Annotated in this window: 14 protein-coding genes and 3 pseudogenes; 14 read left to right on the top strand and 3 right to left on the bottom strand. The window is 74.2% G+C overall.

What is annotated here, in order from left to right:
* A pseudogene (locus tag AB0B02_RS31565) lies at positions 1-134 on the top strand (dipeptide/oligopeptide/nickel ABC transporter ATP-binding protein); the annotation flags it as partial.
* Between the two features lie 47 nt (positions 135-181).
* On the top strand, positions 182-766 hold the full coding sequence (locus AB0B02_RS31560; RefSeq protein WP_281941401.1) for an AAA family ATPase: 585 nt from the start codon (positions 182-184) through the stop codon (positions 764-766).
* A gap of 87 nt (positions 767-853) precedes the next feature.
* Here AB0B02_RS31560 and AB0B02_RS31555 read toward each other — a convergent pair whose 3' ends face one another.
* The gene (locus AB0B02_RS31555; protein WP_281941399.1) at positions 854-1,849 is read right to left on the bottom strand and encodes a transcriptional regulator; all 996 of its coding nucleotides are present in this window, start codon (positions 1,847-1,849) and stop codon (positions 854-856) included.
* Positions 1,850-1,893: 44 nt separating this feature from the next.
* On the opposite strand from AB0B02_RS31555, the gene AB0B02_RS31550 reads away from it, so the two are divergent.
* Together AB0B02_RS31550 and AB0B02_RS31545 are read left to right on the top strand one after the other, a co-directional pair.
* Positions 1,894-2,370: a hypothetical protein gene (locus AB0B02_RS31550; protein WP_281941398.1), complete on the top strand. Its 477-nt coding sequence runs from the start codon at positions 1,894-1,896 to the stop codon at positions 2,368-2,370.
* On the top strand, positions 2,370-2,825 hold the full coding sequence (locus AB0B02_RS31545) for a hypothetical protein (RefSeq protein WP_281941396.1): 456 nt from the start codon (positions 2,370-2,372) through the stop codon (positions 2,823-2,825). Before AB0B02_RS31550 ends, AB0B02_RS31545 begins: the two co-directional genes overlap by 1 nt.
* A gap of 15 nt (positions 2,826-2,840) precedes the next feature.
* On the opposite strand, the gene AB0B02_RS31540 is transcribed toward AB0B02_RS31545, so the two are convergent.
* On the bottom strand, positions 2,841-3,509 hold the full coding sequence (locus tag AB0B02_RS31540; protein WP_357306671.1) for a TetR/AcrR family transcriptional regulator: 669 nt from the start codon (positions 3,507-3,509) through the stop codon (positions 2,841-2,843).
* Between the two features lie 112 nt (positions 3,510-3,621).
* On the opposite strand from AB0B02_RS31540, the gene AB0B02_RS31535 reads away from it, so the two are divergent.
* From AB0B02_RS31535 to AB0B02_RS31505, 7 genes and pseudogenes are all read left to right on the top strand, one after another.
* A complete protein-coding gene (locus tag AB0B02_RS31535) occupies positions 3,622-5,121 on the top strand; it encodes an NAD(P)/FAD-dependent oxidoreductase (RefSeq protein WP_281941392.1) in 1,500 nt (499 codons plus the stop codon).
* Positions 5,114-5,896: pseudogene (locus tag AB0B02_RS31530) on the top strand (SDR family NAD(P)-dependent oxidoreductase); the annotation flags it as partial. The gene AB0B02_RS31535 and the pseudogene AB0B02_RS31530, both read left to right, overlap by 8 nt.
* 245 nt (positions 5,897-6,141) lie before the next feature.
* Positions 6,142-6,993 (top strand): alpha/beta fold hydrolase, encoded by an 852-nt coding sequence (locus AB0B02_RS31525; protein WP_357306666.1) that lies wholly within the window; start codon positions 6,142-6,144, stop codon positions 6,991-6,993.
* Positions 6,994-7,071: 78 nt separating this feature from the next.
* Positions 7,072-7,725: a GntR family transcriptional regulator gene (locus tag AB0B02_RS31520; RefSeq protein ID WP_357306663.1), complete on the top strand. Its 654-nt coding sequence runs from the start codon at positions 7,072-7,074 to the stop codon at positions 7,723-7,725.
* Positions 7,722-8,999, top strand: a complete 1,278-nt coding sequence (locus AB0B02_RS31515; RefSeq protein WP_357306659.1) for an MFS transporter — start codon at positions 7,722-7,724, stop codon at positions 8,997-8,999. Before AB0B02_RS31520 ends, AB0B02_RS31515 begins: the two co-directional genes overlap by 4 nt.
* A 125-nt stretch (positions 9,000-9,124) precedes the next feature.
* Entirely contained in the window at positions 9,125-10,213 is a 1,089-nt protein-coding gene (locus AB0B02_RS31510; RefSeq protein ID WP_281941382.1) for an S-(hydroxymethyl)mycothiol dehydrogenase, read from the top strand.
* Entirely contained in the window at positions 10,210-10,839 is a 630-nt protein-coding gene (locus AB0B02_RS31505; RefSeq protein WP_281941380.1) for an MBL fold metallo-hydrolase, read from the top strand. The genes AB0B02_RS31510 and AB0B02_RS31505 overlap by 4 nt, the downstream gene beginning before the upstream one ends.
* A 110-nt stretch (positions 10,840-10,949) precedes the next feature.
* Here AB0B02_RS31505 and AB0B02_RS31500 read toward each other — a convergent pair whose 3' ends face one another.
* Positions 10,950-11,789, bottom strand: coding sequence for an MEDS domain-containing protein (locus tag AB0B02_RS31500; RefSeq protein WP_357306654.1), 840 nt, complete (start codon positions 11,787-11,789; stop codon positions 10,950-10,952).
* Positions 11,790-12,150: 361 nt separating this feature from the next.
* On the opposite strand from AB0B02_RS31500, the pseudogene rho reads away from it, so the two are divergent.
* The 3 genes and pseudogenes from rho to AB0B02_RS31485 form a co-directional block, all read left to right on the top strand.
* Positions 12,151-13,251: pseudogene (rho, locus tag AB0B02_RS31495) on the top strand (transcription termination factor Rho); the annotation flags it as partial.
* Positions 13,252-13,327: 76 nt separating this feature from the next.
* Positions 13,328-14,413, top strand: coding sequence for a DUF3626 domain-containing protein (locus AB0B02_RS31490; RefSeq protein WP_357306651.1), 1,086 nt, complete (start codon positions 13,328-13,330; stop codon positions 14,411-14,413).
* 183 nt (positions 14,414-14,596) lie between these two features.
* Complete coding sequence (locus AB0B02_RS31485) at positions 14,597-15,310, top strand: hypothetical protein (protein ID WP_281941374.1); 714 nt, start codon at positions 14,597-14,599, stop codon at positions 15,308-15,310.
* Positions 15,311-15,849: the final 539 nt, after the last annotated feature.

The following is a 15,849-nucleotide window of genomic DNA, read 5'->3' as shown; positions in this document are numbered from 1 at the left end:
GCTGCTGGAAAGCCACCGACCGCTGCGCCACCGAGACACCCGCACTGACCACCCGCGACGGCGGCACCCAACTCACCGCCTGCCACCACCCGGAGAGCGGCCCGATCACCGTCTCGACCGACGTGGGCACCTGACATGCGACGATGACGCGCAGAGGCAGCCGGGACGGGGGTGACGCGGGGTGGCACGGCTCGTCCATCTGAACGGCCCGCCCGGGATCGGCAAGTCCACCCTGTCGGCGCTCTACGCCGACCGGAATCCCGGTGTCCTGCACCTCGACGTCGACACCGTCCAACGTCTGGTCGGCGGGTGGCAGGATGACGCGATCGACACGTGGCCGATGGGGTGGGCGCTGGTGCGGGCGATGGCGGAGACCCACCTCGCGGGCGGACACGACGTCCTCCTCCCGCAGTACCTCGCCACGGTGGACGAGATCACCGGGGTCGAGGCGCTCGCGCGTCGGCACGGCGCGACGTTTCGCGAGGTCGTCCTGCTCGACGACCGGGAGGCGGCGATCGAACGGTTCGGCCGCCGGGTCCGGGGCAGTGCCGACCCGTGGATCCTGCACCACCAACGTCTCATCGAGCGGGGTGGCGGGCCCGTGATGCTCGGGTCCATGTACGACCGCCTGATGGACGTGGTCCGCCTGCGCCCGGGGACGCTTGTGGTGCCGAGCGCGGCGGAGGCGATCCAGGAGACCTACGACCTGTTGGCCGAGGCGTTACGCGACGCGCCGCGAGCCGGGTCTACCCGCCCCCGACCCTAGACGGCGGGCCGCGTCCGCCTTCGGGACCAAGGTTGACCAAGGAGTTCGGGTCACGGTCGGCCTCGACCCCGGACGCGAACTCCTTGGTCAACGGGCGGCCGGAGCGGGGGCGGCCGAGGAGTAGAGAGCGGCCAGCGCGGCGGCGGTCCCGGCCAGGCGGGCGCGCAGGTCGGCGGGGGAGAGAACCTCCACGTCGGCGCCGAGCCGCAGCAGGTCACCGTGCGCGTGGGTGAGCGACTCGATGGGGATCACGGCCCGCACCCAGCCCGCCGCGTCGGGCGGGCCGGCGCTCGCCTCGGCGGCGACGACCACCACGTCGCTGCCGATCTCGCGCAACCGCTCCCGCCCGCGCGGGGAGAGCCGGATGTGGGCCTCGTCCCGGTGCAGCCCGGCCCGGAACGCGACCACGTGCGCCCGCCACCATTCCGGCAGGTCGAACTCCGGCCGCTCGAACGGCTCGTGCAGCGGGGCGAGGTCGAGGATCTGGTTGATCCGGTAGGTGGCCGGCCCGGCACGATCCGGGCGGGCCGCGACCACATACCAGCGGCCACCCTTGAGCACCAGGCCGTACGGCTCCAGCACCCGGGTCACCTCCTCGCGCCAGCTCCGGTAGCGGACCCGGATCCGGTGTTCCCGCCACACCGCCTCGGCCACGGCGGCCAGGTGCGGCGACGGGTCCCCGTCGGAGTACCAGCCCGGGGTGTCCAGGTGGAACCGTCGCTCCAGCCGGGCGGCCCGGTCGGCCAGCGGGGCGGGAAGCGCGGCCCGCAGTTTGAGCTGCACGGCCGCCGCGACCGACTGGTAGCCCAGCTCGGCGGCCGGCCCGGGAAGCCCGGCGAAGAGCAGCCGGTCGGCCTCCTCGGCGGTGAGCCCGGTCAGCCGGGTCCGCCAGCCGTCGACGAGCCGGTAGCCGCCGGCGTGTCCGGCCGCGCCGTACAGCGGGATGCCGGCCGCGTGCAGCGCCTCGACGTCCCGGTAGACGGTGCGCGCCGACACGTCGAGCCGGGTGGCCAGGTCGGCGGCGGTGAGCCGGCCGTGCGCCTGGAGCAGCAACAGGATGGACAGGAGTCGACTGGCCCGCATTCCGCTGACACTAGCTGTCAGGGAAGTGGCCCTACCGTCCGCGCATGGCCTTCCACGACAAGGAGCTGACCGTGCCGGGGACCGTCGAGGTCGCCGGCCGGCACGTCAAGCGCTACCACATCGACCAGCCCGAACGCCGTCTCGAACCGGAGGTGGTCACCGCCGCGTACGCGTACCTGCCGGCGCTGCTGCCCGACCCGGACGGCGCCACGCCGCCGGTGAGCTGGACGGTGCTGCACCGGGGCACGGACACCGGTGCGTACCTGCTGGCGTACAGCTGGTTCTTCGACAACGTCGTCGAGTGCCACATCGCGATCGCCGGGCAACCGGCGCTGGCCTGTCCGGACGACGACCCGGCACACTTCGTCGACCTGACGCGGCCCGGCGTCGGCTGCGTCTGGGAGCTGGGCGTGCTGGAGCACGAGCGCGCCGCCTGGGTCCGGCACCTGCTCGCGCCGGACGAACCCGACCTGGCCGGCTACCTGGCCGACACCCGCGCCGAGGGCCCGGTGGGGCGCTGATGGGCGACTTCGACTTCCTCGTCGGCGCCTGGGACGTGACCAACCGGCGGCTGCGCGAGCGCCACGTGGGCAGCGACGACTGGGACGAGTTCGCCGGCGTCAGCGAGGCACGGTCGTTCTTCGACGGCGCCGGCAGTTTCGACGAGATGCGCTGCCCGAGCCGGGGCTTCTCCGGCTCCACCGTGCGACTCCTCGACCCGGCGACCGGCCTCTGGTCGATCTACTGGATGAACAGCCGCCGCGGGGTGCTGGAGCTGCCGCCGGTGGTGGGCCGGTTCACCGACGGCGTCGGCACGTTCCACGCCGACGACTCCGACGAGGGACGGCCGGTGCGCTGCCGGTTCCTCTGGTCGGCGATCACCCCTGCCTCCTGCCGCTGGGAGCAGGCCTTCTCCACCGACGGCGAACGCACCTGGGAAACCAACTGGATCATGGAGTTCGCCCGGCGGCGCTAGTGCGCACACCACGGCTCAGGGCGGCCCGACCGGGGGCGTGGTGGTGCGGTAGATCGCGGTCAGCCAGACGTCGAGCAGCACGTCGACCACGTCCCGCTCGGCCACCGCCGGGCCGTCGCCGGCGAACGTCGCGTACCAGACCCGCTCGTTCATCGAGTTCAACGCGATGGCCAGGTCCCGGGCGGGCAGCCCGTCCGGGGCCGCGCCGCGCGCGCGTTCCATCTCGATCGCGGCCTGCACCGCGCGGACCCAGCGCTCCAGCACCTCGGCCCAGAGCCGCCGGACCTCGGCGTTGGTGCCGCGCACCTGGGCGCAGGCGAGCACCACGTCGCGGTGACCGCCGAAGGTGGCGTGGAACCGGGCGATCAGCTCCCGCCACCGGGCGCGCGGATCCTCGGCCAGCCGGTCCAGCACGTCGCCGGCGGCGGCGTCGGCCTCCTCGGTGACCCGGTCGAGCAGGGTGAGCAGCACCGCGTCCTTGGACGGGAAGTAGAAGTAGAACGTGGGCCGGGAGATGCCGGCGCCCCGCGCCAGGTCGTCGATGGAGATGTCGCCGAACGCGCGCTCCCGCAGCAGCCGCTCGGCGGTGGCCAGGATCGCCACCTCCCGGTCGTCGCCGGTGGAGCGGCCGGCCCGCCGCCCACGGTTCGGCGTGGCGCCGGTCGGCGTCCGGGCGGTGGTCATGTCGGCCGATGCTACACCCGCTCGACACCCTGTCGATCGGACTCGACAGGGTGTTGACCGGGGTCCGGGGCGGTGGATAGGGTCCGGTCACCGCGGGAGAACGGGAGAAGCCATGGCCTCCGACCACGTCGACGTTCTCATCGTCGGCGCCGGCCTGTCCGGCATCGGCGCCGCCGTCCACCTGGGACGCGAGTGCCCCGGCAAGACCTACGCGGTGCTGGAGGCCCGGGGCGCCATCGGCGGCACCTGGGACCTGTTCCGCTACCCGGGCGTCCGCTCCGACTCGGACATGTACACGCTCGGCTACTCGTTCAAGCCGTGGACCGACCCGAAGGCGATCGCCGACGGTGAGTCGATCCGCCGGTACGTCCGGCAGACCGCCCGCGAGCACGACGTGGAACGGCACATCCGCTTCCACCACCGGGTCACCCGCGCCGAGTGGGACAGCGCCACCGCCCGCTGGACCGTGCACGCCCGCCGCGACGACACCGGCGAGGACGTCACGGTCACCTGCGGCTTCCTGTTCACCAACTCCGGCTACTACCGCTACGACGAGGGCTACACGCCCCGGCTGCCGGGCGTCGAGCGGTACGCCGGCACGCTGGTGCACCCGCAGCACTGGCCGCAGCGGCTCGACTTCACCGGCAAGCGGGTGGTGGTGATCGGCAGCGGCGCCACCGCGGTGACCCTGGTCCCGGCCATGGCCGAGCGGGCCGCCCACGTCACCATGCTCCAGCGCTCCCCGACGTACGTCGTCGCGCTGCCGTCGCGCGACAGGTTCGCCGAGGCCGCGCGGCGCTGGCTGCCCCCGCGCACCGCGTACGCGGTGGCGCGCTGGAAGAACGTCACGCTGGGAGTGGCGAACTTCCAGCTCAGCCGCCGGGCGCCCGGCCTGGTGAAGCGGTTCCTGCGCCGCGCCGCGAAGGGTCGACTGCCGGTCGGGTACGACGTCGACAGGCACTTCTCGCCCCGCTACGACCCCTGGGACCAGCGGCTGTGCGTGGTGCCGGACGGCGACCTGTTCACCGCGCTGGCCGAGGGCCGGGCGTCGGTGGTCACCGACACCATCGACACGTTCACCGAACGCGGCCTGCGGCTCGCCTCCGGCGACGAGTTGCCGGCCGACGTCGTGGTCACCGCCACCGGCCTCAACCTGCTGGCGCTCGGCGGCATGACGCTGACCGTCGACGGCGCCGACGTCGACCTCGCCGCCACCATCGCCTACAAGGGCATGATGCTCTCCGGCGTGCCGAACTTCGCCATGACGATCGGCTACACCAACGCGTCCTGGACGCTGAAGGCCGACCTGGTCGCCACGTACGTCTGTCGGCTGCTGCGCCACCTCGACGACACCGGCCAGCAGATCGTCACCCCGCTCGCCCCGGACACCGACGATCTCGTGCCGATCATCGACCTGAAGTCCGGGTACGTGCTGCGCGCGGTCGACCAGTTGCCGAAGCAGGGCCCGCGCGCGCCGTGGCGGCTGCACCAGAACTATCCTCGCGACGTACGCCTGATGCGGCACGGGCCGCTGACCGACGGCGTCCGGTTCGCCCGTGCCGGCGCGCCGGCCACCGCGGCCGTGGCCGCCTCCGGAGGTACCGATGCGTGATCTCGACTTTCCCGGTGGCACCGCGGTCGTCACCGGCGCGGCCAGCGGCATCGGCGCGGCGCTGGCCGACGGCCTGGCCCGGCGCGGCGCGGACCTGGTCCTGCTCGACCGGGACGCCGACCGGCTGGCCGCGGTGGTCGCGTCGATCCGGGCCCGGCACCTGGACCGGGAGATCCACACCTACGTGGTCGACCTCGCCGACGCCGAGGCCACCGACCGGGTCGCCGCCGAGATCCACCACGCGCATCCCCGGATCCGGCTGCTGATCAACAACGCCGGCGTCGCCTTGGGCGGCCGGTTCGACCAGGTCACACTGGACGAGTTCCTCTGGGTCATCGAGATCAACTTTCGGGCCGTGGTGCGGCTGACCCACGCGCTGCTGCCCTCGCTCAAGGCGGAGCCGGGCTCCCACCTGGTCAACGTGTCCAGCCTCTTCGGTCTCATCGCCCCGCCGGGGCAGACCGCGTACGCGGCCAGCAAGTTCGCCGTGCGTGGGTTCACCGAGGCGCTGCGGCACGAGCTGGTCGACGACCGGATCGGCGTCACCTCGGTGCACCCGGGCGGCATCCGGACCCGCATCGCCGCCAGCGCGCGGGTGGGCAGCGGCGTCTCCCGGGAGGAGTACGAGGTCGGCCGGCGGCAGTTCGAGAAGCTGCTGACCATCGACCCGGCGGTCGCCGCCGAGGTCATCCTGCGTGGTGCGCAGCGGCGGCGCGGCCGGGTGCTGATCGGCTGGTCGGCCAAGCTGCCCGACCTGCTCGCCCGCGTCGCCCCCGCCGGCTTCGGCAAGGTGCTGGCCCTGGCCATGCGCCCGCGACCCGCCCGGGTGCCCGCACCCCGACCGGCGCCGACCGCCCCGCCGGTCGGTGCGAATGACGCGCCCGTGCCAACCGGTGCCGCCGACGCGGCCGGGTCGACCGGTGCCGGTGATGCGACTGTGCCGACTGGTTCGGCCGGTGCCGCCGACGCGGCCGGGTCGGTCTCCGACGGCGCGGTCGGGCGGGAGCCGGGACGCCTGGCGTGACGGTCGGGCTGCCGCCGGCCGACGAGCACACCGTGGCCGGTCTGCGGATGCGCTGCCGCACCACCGGCGACGGGCCGCCGGTGGTGCTGTTGCACGGCATCGGCCGTACCCTCGACGACTTCACCGCGCTGCACGCCGCGCTGGCCCGCGACCACCGTGTGCTCGCCGTGGACCTGCCCGGCCACGGCGGCTCCGCGCCGCTGCCCGGACCGCACACGCTGCCTGCCCTGGCCGGCGCGGTCGCCGGGTTCCTCGACGCCGCCGGGGTCACCGGCCCGGCCCAACTGGTCGGCAACTCACTCGGCGGGGCGGTGGCCATGCGCCTGGCCGCCGACGCGCCGCACCGGGCGGCCGGCCTGGCACTGCTCAACAGCGCCGGCTTCGGCCGGGAGGTGACCGTGGCGCTGCGGCTGCTGGCGGTGCCCCCGCTGGCACGGCTGCTGCTGCGCCCGCACCCGGCGATCGCCCGCCGCACCGAGCGCGCCATCTTCGTCGACCCGGCCCACGTCACCGAGGAGCGGATCGCCACCGCGCTCGCGGTGGCCCGGCAGCCGCACGCGGCCCGGGTGATGCGGGAGCTGGTTCGCGACCTGGGGACATGGCGCGGGGTACGCCCCCGCTGGCGCGCCGAGCTGCTCGACGCGGTGGCCGCGCTCGACCTGCCCACGCTGCTGGTCTGGGGCGAGCGCGACCTGATCCTGCCGGCCGCGCACCTGGCGTACGCCCGGGCCCGGCTGCCCGGGGCGCGCAGCCACCTGTTCCGCGACACCGGGCACATGCCGCAGATCGAGCGGACCGTCGAGGTGGCGGCGCTGCTGCGCGACTTCTGGGCGTCGCCCGGCGGGTGACGCTCCGCCCGGCGTGGTCCAGGCCACCGTCCGGCACACCGGCGGAGACTAACGAGCGGCCCGGCCCATCATAGATACATGACGTATCCCAGCACCGGGACCGGCCTGTCCGCGGCCGAGCGGGCCTACCGCCACCTCAAGCGCGCCGTGCTGGAGCAGATCTACCCGGGCGGCCAACTGGTGAGCGAGGGGGAGATCGCGGAGGCGACCGGGGTGTCGCGTACCCCGGTCCGGGAGGCGCTGCTGCGGCTGGAGTCGGAGGGCCTGGTCAAGCTCTACCCGAAACGCGGCGCGCTGATCCGGCCGGTGTCCGCCCGGGAGACCGCCGACGTGATCGAGGCCCGACGCCTGGTGGAGCTGCACGCCGCCGAGCGGGTGTGGCCGCGGCGTGCCGCGCTCCGTGGCGAGCTGGCCGACCGGCTCGACGAGATGCGCCGGGCGCACGCCGCCGGGGACCTCACCGCCCTGATGGCCGCCGACCGGGCCTTCCACGCGGCGGTCGTGGAGGCCGCCGGCAACGAGATCCTGGCCGAGCTCTACCACCGGCTGCGTGACCGGCAACTGCGGATGGGCGAGGCCGGCTTCCGGCTCTCGCCCGGCTGGGCCGAGGTCGCCCTCGCCGAGCACGCCGCCCAGCTCGCCGCGCTCGACGGCGACGCCCCGGCGGTGTGGCGCGACGCGGTGGCCGGGCACATCGACTCCGCCGCCACCATGCTCGGGAGGCTCCGGTGACCGTCGCCCGCCGGCCCGCCGCGCTGATCTACGCGGTGGCCGTGACCGCGTACGTGGCCGCCGTGTTCCACCGCAGCTCGCTCGGCGTCACCGGGGTCGACGCGGCGGACCGCTTCGGCATCAACGCCGCCGCGCTGGCCACCTTCTCGGTGGCGCAGCTCGCCGTCTACGCGGCCATGCAGATCCCGGTCGGGGTGCTGCTGGACCGCTACGGGTCACGCCGACTGCTGCTGGCCGGCGGCACGCTCATGGTCGCCGGACAGCTCGTGTTCGCGGTCGCCACCGACGTCCGCCTCGCCGTCGCCGCCCGGGTGCTTGTCGGTCTCGGGGACGCGATGACGTTCATCAGCGTGCTGCGGATCGTGGCGTTCTGGTTCCCGGGCCGGCGCAACCCGCTGCTGGTGCAGCTCACCGGCACCATCGGCCAGCTCGGCGCGGTGCTCGGCGCCGTACCCCTGGTGGCGCTGCTGCACCACGTGGGCTGGGCCCCGGCGTTCCTGACCGCGGCGGCGCTCGGCGGCACCGTGCTGCTGCTGGTCCTCGTCGTGGTCCGGGACACCCCGCACGCCGCGCACGTCGCCGCGCCGGCGCCCGGCCCGGCGGCGGTACGCCGGCAGCTCGCCGACGCGTGGGCGCAGCCCGGCACCCGGCTCGGCCTGTGGACGCACTTCGTCGCCCAGTTCTCCGGTTCGGTGTTCGCGCTGCTCTGGGGCTACCCGTTCCTGGTGCAGGGGCAGGGTTTCACGCCGACCGCCGCGGCCGGGCTGCTCACCCTGATGACCGTGGTGACGCTGGTCTGCGGCCCGGTGGTCGCGCACCTGTGCGCCCGGCACCCGTTCCACCGCTCGGTGCTGGTCTTCGGCATCACCGCCGCCACCGCCGCGGTCTGGGCGGTGGTGCTGCTCTGGCCCGGCCGCGCCCCGCACGCGCTGCTGGTCGCGCTGGTCGTGGTGCTCGCGGTCAACGGCCCCGGCTCGGTGATCGGCTTCGACTACGCCCGGACGTTCAACCCGGTGCACCGCATCGGCAGCGCCACCGGCATCGTCAACGTCGGCGGGTTCGTCGCCTCCATCCTGCTGATCCTGGCCATCGGCGTGGTGCTCGACCTGGCCACCCCGACCGGCCGGGACGCCCCGCCGCTGTCCGCGTTCCGGTGGGCGTTCGCGGTGCAGTACCTGCTCTGGGCGCTCGGGGCGGTGCAGGTGCTGCGCTACCGCAACGCCGCCCGCCGCCGGTTGGCCGACGAACGGATGCCGGTGGCGGTGCCGGCCTGAGCGGGCCGGCGACCCCCGCCGCCGGACAATCCGCCCAGCGGACACACGTCAACCGGCGGGCGTCGCGCCGGCGGTCATGATCGGCGGTAGGTTCGGTGGGGGACCGAGAACGAAGGAGAACTGCCGTGAGTCAGGAAGTCCGGGGAGTCGTGTCGCGGCGCAAGGGCGCGCCGGTGGAGGTCACCACCATCGTGGTGCCCGACCCGGGGCCGGGTGAGGCGGTGGTCCGCGTCCAGTCCTGCGGCGTCTGCCACACCGACCTGCACTACCGCGAGGGCGGCATCAACGACGACTACCCGTTCCTGCTCGGTCACGAGGCCGCCGGCGTCGTCGAGCAGGTGGGCGACGGCGTCACCGACGTGGCCCCCGGCGACTTCGTGGTGCTCAACTGGCGGGCCGTGTGCGGGCAGTGCCGGGCCTGCCGGCGCGGCCGTCCCTGGTACTGCTTCGCCACCCACAACGCGGCGCAGAAGATGACGCTCACCGACGGCACCGAGCTGACGCCCGCGCTGGGCATCGGCGCGTTCGCCGAGAAGACGCTCGTGCACGCCGGCCAGTGCACCAAGGTCGACCCGTCCGCGCGGCCCGCCGCCGTCGGCCTGCTCGGCTGCGGCGTCATGGCCGGTCTCGGGGCGGCCATGAACACCGGCAACGTGACCCGGGGCGACTCCGTCGCGGTGATCGGCTGCGGCGGTGTCGGCGACGCGGCGGTGGCCGGCGCGGCGCTGGCCGGCGCGACGACGATCGTCGCGGTCGACACCGACTCCCGTAAGCTCGACTGGGCGCGGAAGTTCGGCGCCACCCACACCGTCAACGCCTCCGAGGACGACCCGGTCGAGGCGATCCGCGCGGTCACCGGCGGGTTCGGCGCCGACGTGGTGATCGACGCGGTCGGCCGGCCGGAGACCTGGAAGCAGGCGTTCTACGCACGCGACCTCGCCGGCACCGTCGTGCTGGTCGGCGTGCCGACCCCGGAGATGACGCTGGAGCTGCCGCTGCTCGACGTGTTCGGTCGCGGCGGCGCGCTCAAGTCGAGCTGGTACGGCGACTGCCTGCCCAGCCGCGACTTCCCGATGCTCACCGAGCTCTACCGTCAGGGCCGGCTCGACCTGGACGCGTTCGTCACCGAGGAGATCGCTCTCGACCGGGTCGAGGACGCGTTCGCCCGGATGCACCACGGCGACGTGCTCCGCTCGGTGGTGGTCTTCCCGTGACCGCGCACGTGGACCACACCGTCACGTCCGGGACGTTCTCGCTGGACGGGCAGACGTTCGACGTCGACAACAACGTCTGGGTGATCGGCGACGACCACGAGTGCGTGGTGGTCGACGCGCCGCACGACGTGGCCGCCATCCGCAAGGTGGTCGGCGACCGGCGGGTGCTCGCGGTGCTGGCCACCCACGCCCACGACGACCACGTCCGGGTCGCCCCCGAGCTGGCCCGCGTCACCGGGGCGCCGGTGCTGCTGCACCCCGCCGACCGGGTGCTGTGGGACCAGGTCCACCCGGACACACCGCCGGACGGCGACCTCACCGACGGGCAGACCGTCACCGTCGGCGGCGCCACGCTGCGGGTCCTGCACACGCCCGGGCACAGCCCGGGAGCGTGCAGCCTGTACGCCCCGGAACTGGGCGTGGTCTTCACCGGCGACACGCTCTTCGCCGGCGGGCCGGGCGCGACCGGCCGGTCGTACAGCGACTTCGGGCTCATCGTCGAGTCGATCCGCACCCGCCTGCTCACGCTGCCGCCGGAGACGGTGGTGCACACCGGGCACGGCGACGACACCACCGTCGGCGCGGAGGCGCCGCACCTGGACGAGTGGATCGCGCGCGGTCACTGAGCACCCCGCCTGCCCGGCCTCGACGACCGGCGGTGGCCACCGGCTCCTGACCACCGGCTCCTGGCCACCGGCGGCGCTCGTCCAGGCGGGCGGTGCGCCGGTGGCGGCGCTCAGGCCGGCACGCCGTCCAACACGCGCAGCAGCCGGTCCAGCGCCGGCCGGCATCCCACCAGCCGGATGCCGGTGCGGCTGGCCCGGCCGGCCCGCGCCAGCTCGGTGGCCGCGCCGGCGTCGGCGAAGCTCAGCTCCGTCAGATCCAGCACCGGGGCCGGACCGGCCAGGGCGGTCAGCTCGCCCAGCAGCGCCACGAACGCGTCACGGTTGCTGCGGTCCACCTGCCCTACCAGCCGTAACCCGGGCGGATCCCCGGTCCGGTAGGCACGCAGCAGCGGCGACCAGGTGCGCGGCGTGAGCGGCCCGGCGGTGCCCGGGTGGGCGGCGGTGAGCAGGCGGAGATGCTCGGCGGGGAAGCGTCGGCGGTCGTACAGACACAGGCCGGCGACCCGGCCGTCGGGAAAGAGCGGGGCCAGCGCCTGCTCGTAGCGTCGTAGCTCGTCCAGGCTGACGCCGGACCGCAGCACCCACGCCATGTCGCCGCTGAGGCGTACCCCCGGGTAGCCCTCGTGCCGGGCCCGGTCGACCTCGCGGCGGACCGTGTCGGCCAGGGCGGCCGGGGTGGGTCGCCCGGCGCCCGGGAACGCGTCCAGGGCGGGCAGGATCCGCAGCTGCCCGGCCGCCACGGCGGCCTCGGTGGGGACCCCGACGGCGTCGACCCGCAGGCGGACCGCCTGGGGAGTCGACGTCTCGGTGAAACAGACCACCTTGTGGCCGCGGCGGAGACCGGCTGCGGCGAAGCGACCGACGGCCTCCAGCGCGTCGCTGTCGTCGTCGTGGATCCAGCAGACGTGATCGCCCAGATCGACCTGGTCGACCACGGTCGTAGCAGTCACGGTGCGGGCCTCCCGGTGCGGCGGGGCCCTCACTCTAACGAAGCGTCCGGCCCGGCGGCACCGGTGATCTGGTTGCCCGCCGCGGCGGGTCGGGTTAGCCTGCTCGTGGACCCGGATGCCGGCGCCAGACGCCGCCCGTCGTCCGCCATCTCCTCTGTGGCCGGTCACCGACCGCCCTCTCCGCCGCTCGGCTGTCCGAGCGGCTTCTCCACCGCTCGGCTGTCCGACCGGCCGGCTCCTCCGTCGCGGTGACACCGCCCCCGGCCCGCGCCGGGCCGGTCCCGACCCGCGCCGTTCCCCGGTGTCCGCGTCCGCCGACACCACTCCCGACGAAAGGCCACCCATGATTCCCGCGCACCGTCCCGTCAGCGGTGTCCTCGACACCGTCGGCGGGCACCACACGCTCCGGGTGGACGGATACCTGCCGTCCACCGCCGACGTCACGCTCAGCGCCGGCCAGGTCCGCCGGTACGGCCTGCGCCGCGGCGACCTGGTCACCGGCACGGTCACCGGCGAGTCCCACCCGGGCCGGCCGGTCCCGCTGGACCGGTTGGACACCGTCAACGGCCTCGACGCCGGGCCGGCCCGGCGTCGCCGCGACTTCCACCAGCTCACCCCGGTGCACCCGCGTGAGCGGCTACGGCTGGAGACCGAGCCGCACGTGCTGACCACCCGGGTCATCGACCTGGTCATGCCCCTCGGCAAGGGCCAGCGGGCGTTGGTCGTGGCACCGCCGAAAGCCGGCAAGACGATGGTGTTGCAGGCCATCGCGAACGCGATCACCACCAACCATCCCGACTGTCACCTGATGGTGGTGCTGGTGGACGAGCGACCCGAAGAGGTCACCGACATGTCCCGGTCGATCAAGGGCGAGGTCGTCGCCGCCACGTTCGACCGCCCGCCGCGGGACCACACCGCCGTGGCGGAACTGGCGATCGAACGGGCGAAGCGCCTGGTCGAGCTGGGGCAGGACGTGGTCGTGCTGCTCGACTCGCTGACCCGGCTCGGCCGCGCCTACAACCTCACCGTGCGCTCCGCCGGGCGTACGCTCTCCGGCGGCATCGACGTGGCCGCGCTCACCCCGCCCAAACAACTGCTCGCGGCGGCTCGCGCGGTCGAGGAGGGCGGCTCGCTGACCATCCTGGCCTCCGCGCTGGTGGAGAACGGCTCGGCCGCCGACACGCTCATCTTCGAGGAGTTCAAGAGCACCGGCAACGCGGAGCTGAAACTGGACCGGGGGCTCGCCGACCGGCGTACGTTCCCGGCGGTCGACGTGCGCGCCTCCGGCACCCGGCGGGAGGAGGCGCTGCTGTCCGACCTCGAACGGCAACGCCTGCGCGCGTTGCGGTCCGCGTTGTCCACGCTGGACCGGCAGGCCGCCCTGGAGCACCTGCTGCGCCAGCTCGGCGCCACCGGCGGCAACGCGCACCTGCTCGCCCGCCTCGGCGCGACCGGTCGGTAGCCGTACCTCAGGTCGGTAGTCGTACCTCGCGGAATTCCTCTGGCCCGGCGGGCCCGGCCCGGCGATACTCGCCGGCATGCCCGGACCGACGCTGACCGCCGCGCAGTCCGCCGCCCTGCGACACGTGCGCGGCGCCGCGCTGCGGGACCGCCCGGCCGCGCTCGCCGTGATCGCGGAACACCTCGCCGGCTCCGGAGCAGACCTCCGCGGCGACGAGGTCGGCGCGGTGGTGACCGGGTACGGCCGGCTGACCGTCAACTTCCACCCCGACCGGCTGCTGCAACACGGCCGGACGGTGGTCGAGGCGCTCGACGACGAGGGCGTGTACCGCAGCCAGTTCGAGACCGGCATCGGCAACGGCGGGCTCACCGCGTTCCCCGGTGGTGACCGGGACCGCTGGGAGGAGGCGATGTTCGGCGGCGCGTACCAGCGTCCGGGCGTGCCCGCCGCGGAGCGTCCGAAGTACGGCGGCCTCAACCTGCTCGACCATCCCGACGGCGCCTGCCCCCGGTTCGGCTCCTGCCACCTGCGGCTGCGCCCGGAGGTGGTGGCCCGGACCACGTTCACCTTCGGGGACAGTCATCTCGGGCCGACCGAGGTCGGCACCGCCACCGTCTTCGAACCGGTCCTCGCCGCGCTGCTGGTCGCCACCGCCGGCACCGGCGTCAGCCTCGGCGTGTCCGGGATGGACACCGGCACGCTGCTGCGGACGCTGCTGTCCCGCCGGGAACGGGCCTCCGAGCGGGCCGGTCGCGCGCTCGACGACTACATCGAGGCCCAGGTGCACGGCGAGCTGAGCCTCGCCCGTGACGTCGAGGCTCTCGTGGCCGACCCGTCGTTCCGGGACACCGGAACCGGCCGCCGCCTCGCCGGTCTCGCCCGCCGGCACGGTTTCCCGCTGCGCTGGCACTGCGGCTTCCAGCTACCCGTCGACGGCGTCGACGCCGACTTCCGCGGCCCGGACATCCCGCCGCTGGCCGTCCGCGTGCACGCCGAGTTCGGCCGGCCGGGGGAGCCGCTGCACGCCGCCCTGATCGGCCGGGCCGCCGCGTCGCTGGTACGCGAGCCGCACCGCTGGGCCGACCGTGGACCGGCGGAGCTGACCTGGCAGCACCTCAAGCAGCTCTGGCACGTCCTGGTCCGTTTCGGCGGCCCGGCCTGATCGTCCCGTTTCCCCGCGCTCGCGGAGTGACCTGGACCGCAGCCTCCGCGCCCACCCGACATCTCCGGAATGACCGACAGGCCGGCCTGGTTGTGCCCCGGTACGCCGGCACCCGACCGGTGCCGGCACCCCCGAGGGGCGCTCACCCCGGAGCGCGTCGTAACGATCGAAAGGGCAACCATCGTGCAGCAGCACCTCACTCGATGGCTCCCCGCCATCGCGAAGACCGCCGTCGCGAGGACCACCGTCGTCGCCCAGAACCGTCGCGCCGCACTCGCCGTCGCGGGCGTGGCCGCCCTGGGCGGACTGGCCTTCGCGCCCACCGCCGTCGCCGCGCCGGTGACCAGCGGACCCCACGCCGGCGCCAAGGCCGCCATCGACCTGGCCACCGGCAAGAAGACCGCCACCTCCGGCCTGACCACGGGCAGCGACAAGGTCCCCACCAAGGCCGACCGGCCCGCCCGGGAGAAGCTCGTGCCGCACGGCGTCGAGGGCGCACAGTCGCGCATCCCGCTCGACGACGCGCAGCTCGACAACGCCAAGGCCATCGTCCGGGCGGCCAAGGAGACCGGCGTGGGGGAGCGGGGCGCCGTGATCGGCGTCGCCACGTCCCTGCAGGAGTCCAAGCTGTACAACCTGGGCCACCTCGGCGCGTACAACGACCACGACTCGGAGGGTCTGTTCCAGCAGCGTCCGTCGTCCGGTTGGGGCACGTCCGAGCAGATCACCGACCCGGAGTACGCCAGCAAGGCGTTCTTCGGCGCGCTGAAGAACGTCGGCGGCTGGCAGAACCTGCCGCTGACCAGCGCGGCGCAGACCGTCCAGGTGTCCGCCTACCCGTACGCGTACGCGCAGTGGGAGGAGCAGGCGGCGGACATCGTCCAGCAGCTCTGGTGAGACGTCACCCGTGACCGGCCGGCCCCGATTCGTGGCCGGCCGGTCCGTCTGTCCGACAGCCGGTCGACGCCCGCACAGTGCTCGGACGCCCGAGGTGTTCCCTTCGCGACGTTGGGTGGAACGCCACGGGTGTCCCGGGCGCTCCGAGGCGCCGGGTGGTGCGCTCCCGAACGGACCTGGTGGGTGGTTTGTCCGGTTGGGTGGTGGTGGGCGGCACGCTGGCGGTGGAATCGGTCGGGGGGTCGCGGCGTTGTATCCCGGTGCACGGCCGAGGAAGGCAAGCACCCGCCGATCCCCGCCCGGGAATGACGGTGGGTCCCCGGTCGTTGCACATACTTCCGGCGCCGCGTCGAGGCCCCCGCCCCGCGAGCAGCCGAACTTTTGTTGTGCGCCTGACGGTGCCCGCACCCCCCCGGTGCGTTGACCCCCGAATGGAGCCCCCCACCATGAACACGATGCTGCGTAAGAGCGTGCTGGGTATTGCTGGTCTGGCTTTCACCGGTGGTGTGTTCGCCGGTCCGATCGCCGGTCATGTCGAG

The sequence above is a fragment of the Micromonospora sp. NPDC049240 genome (assembly GCF_040647835.1).
In the GTDB taxonomy this organism is placed as follows: domain Bacteria; phylum Actinomycetota; class Actinomycetes; order Mycobacteriales; family Micromonosporaceae; genus Micromonospora.
The sequence above is the reverse complement of the archived record's forward strand: the minus strand, read 5'-3'. Positions and strand labels throughout refer to the sequence as shown.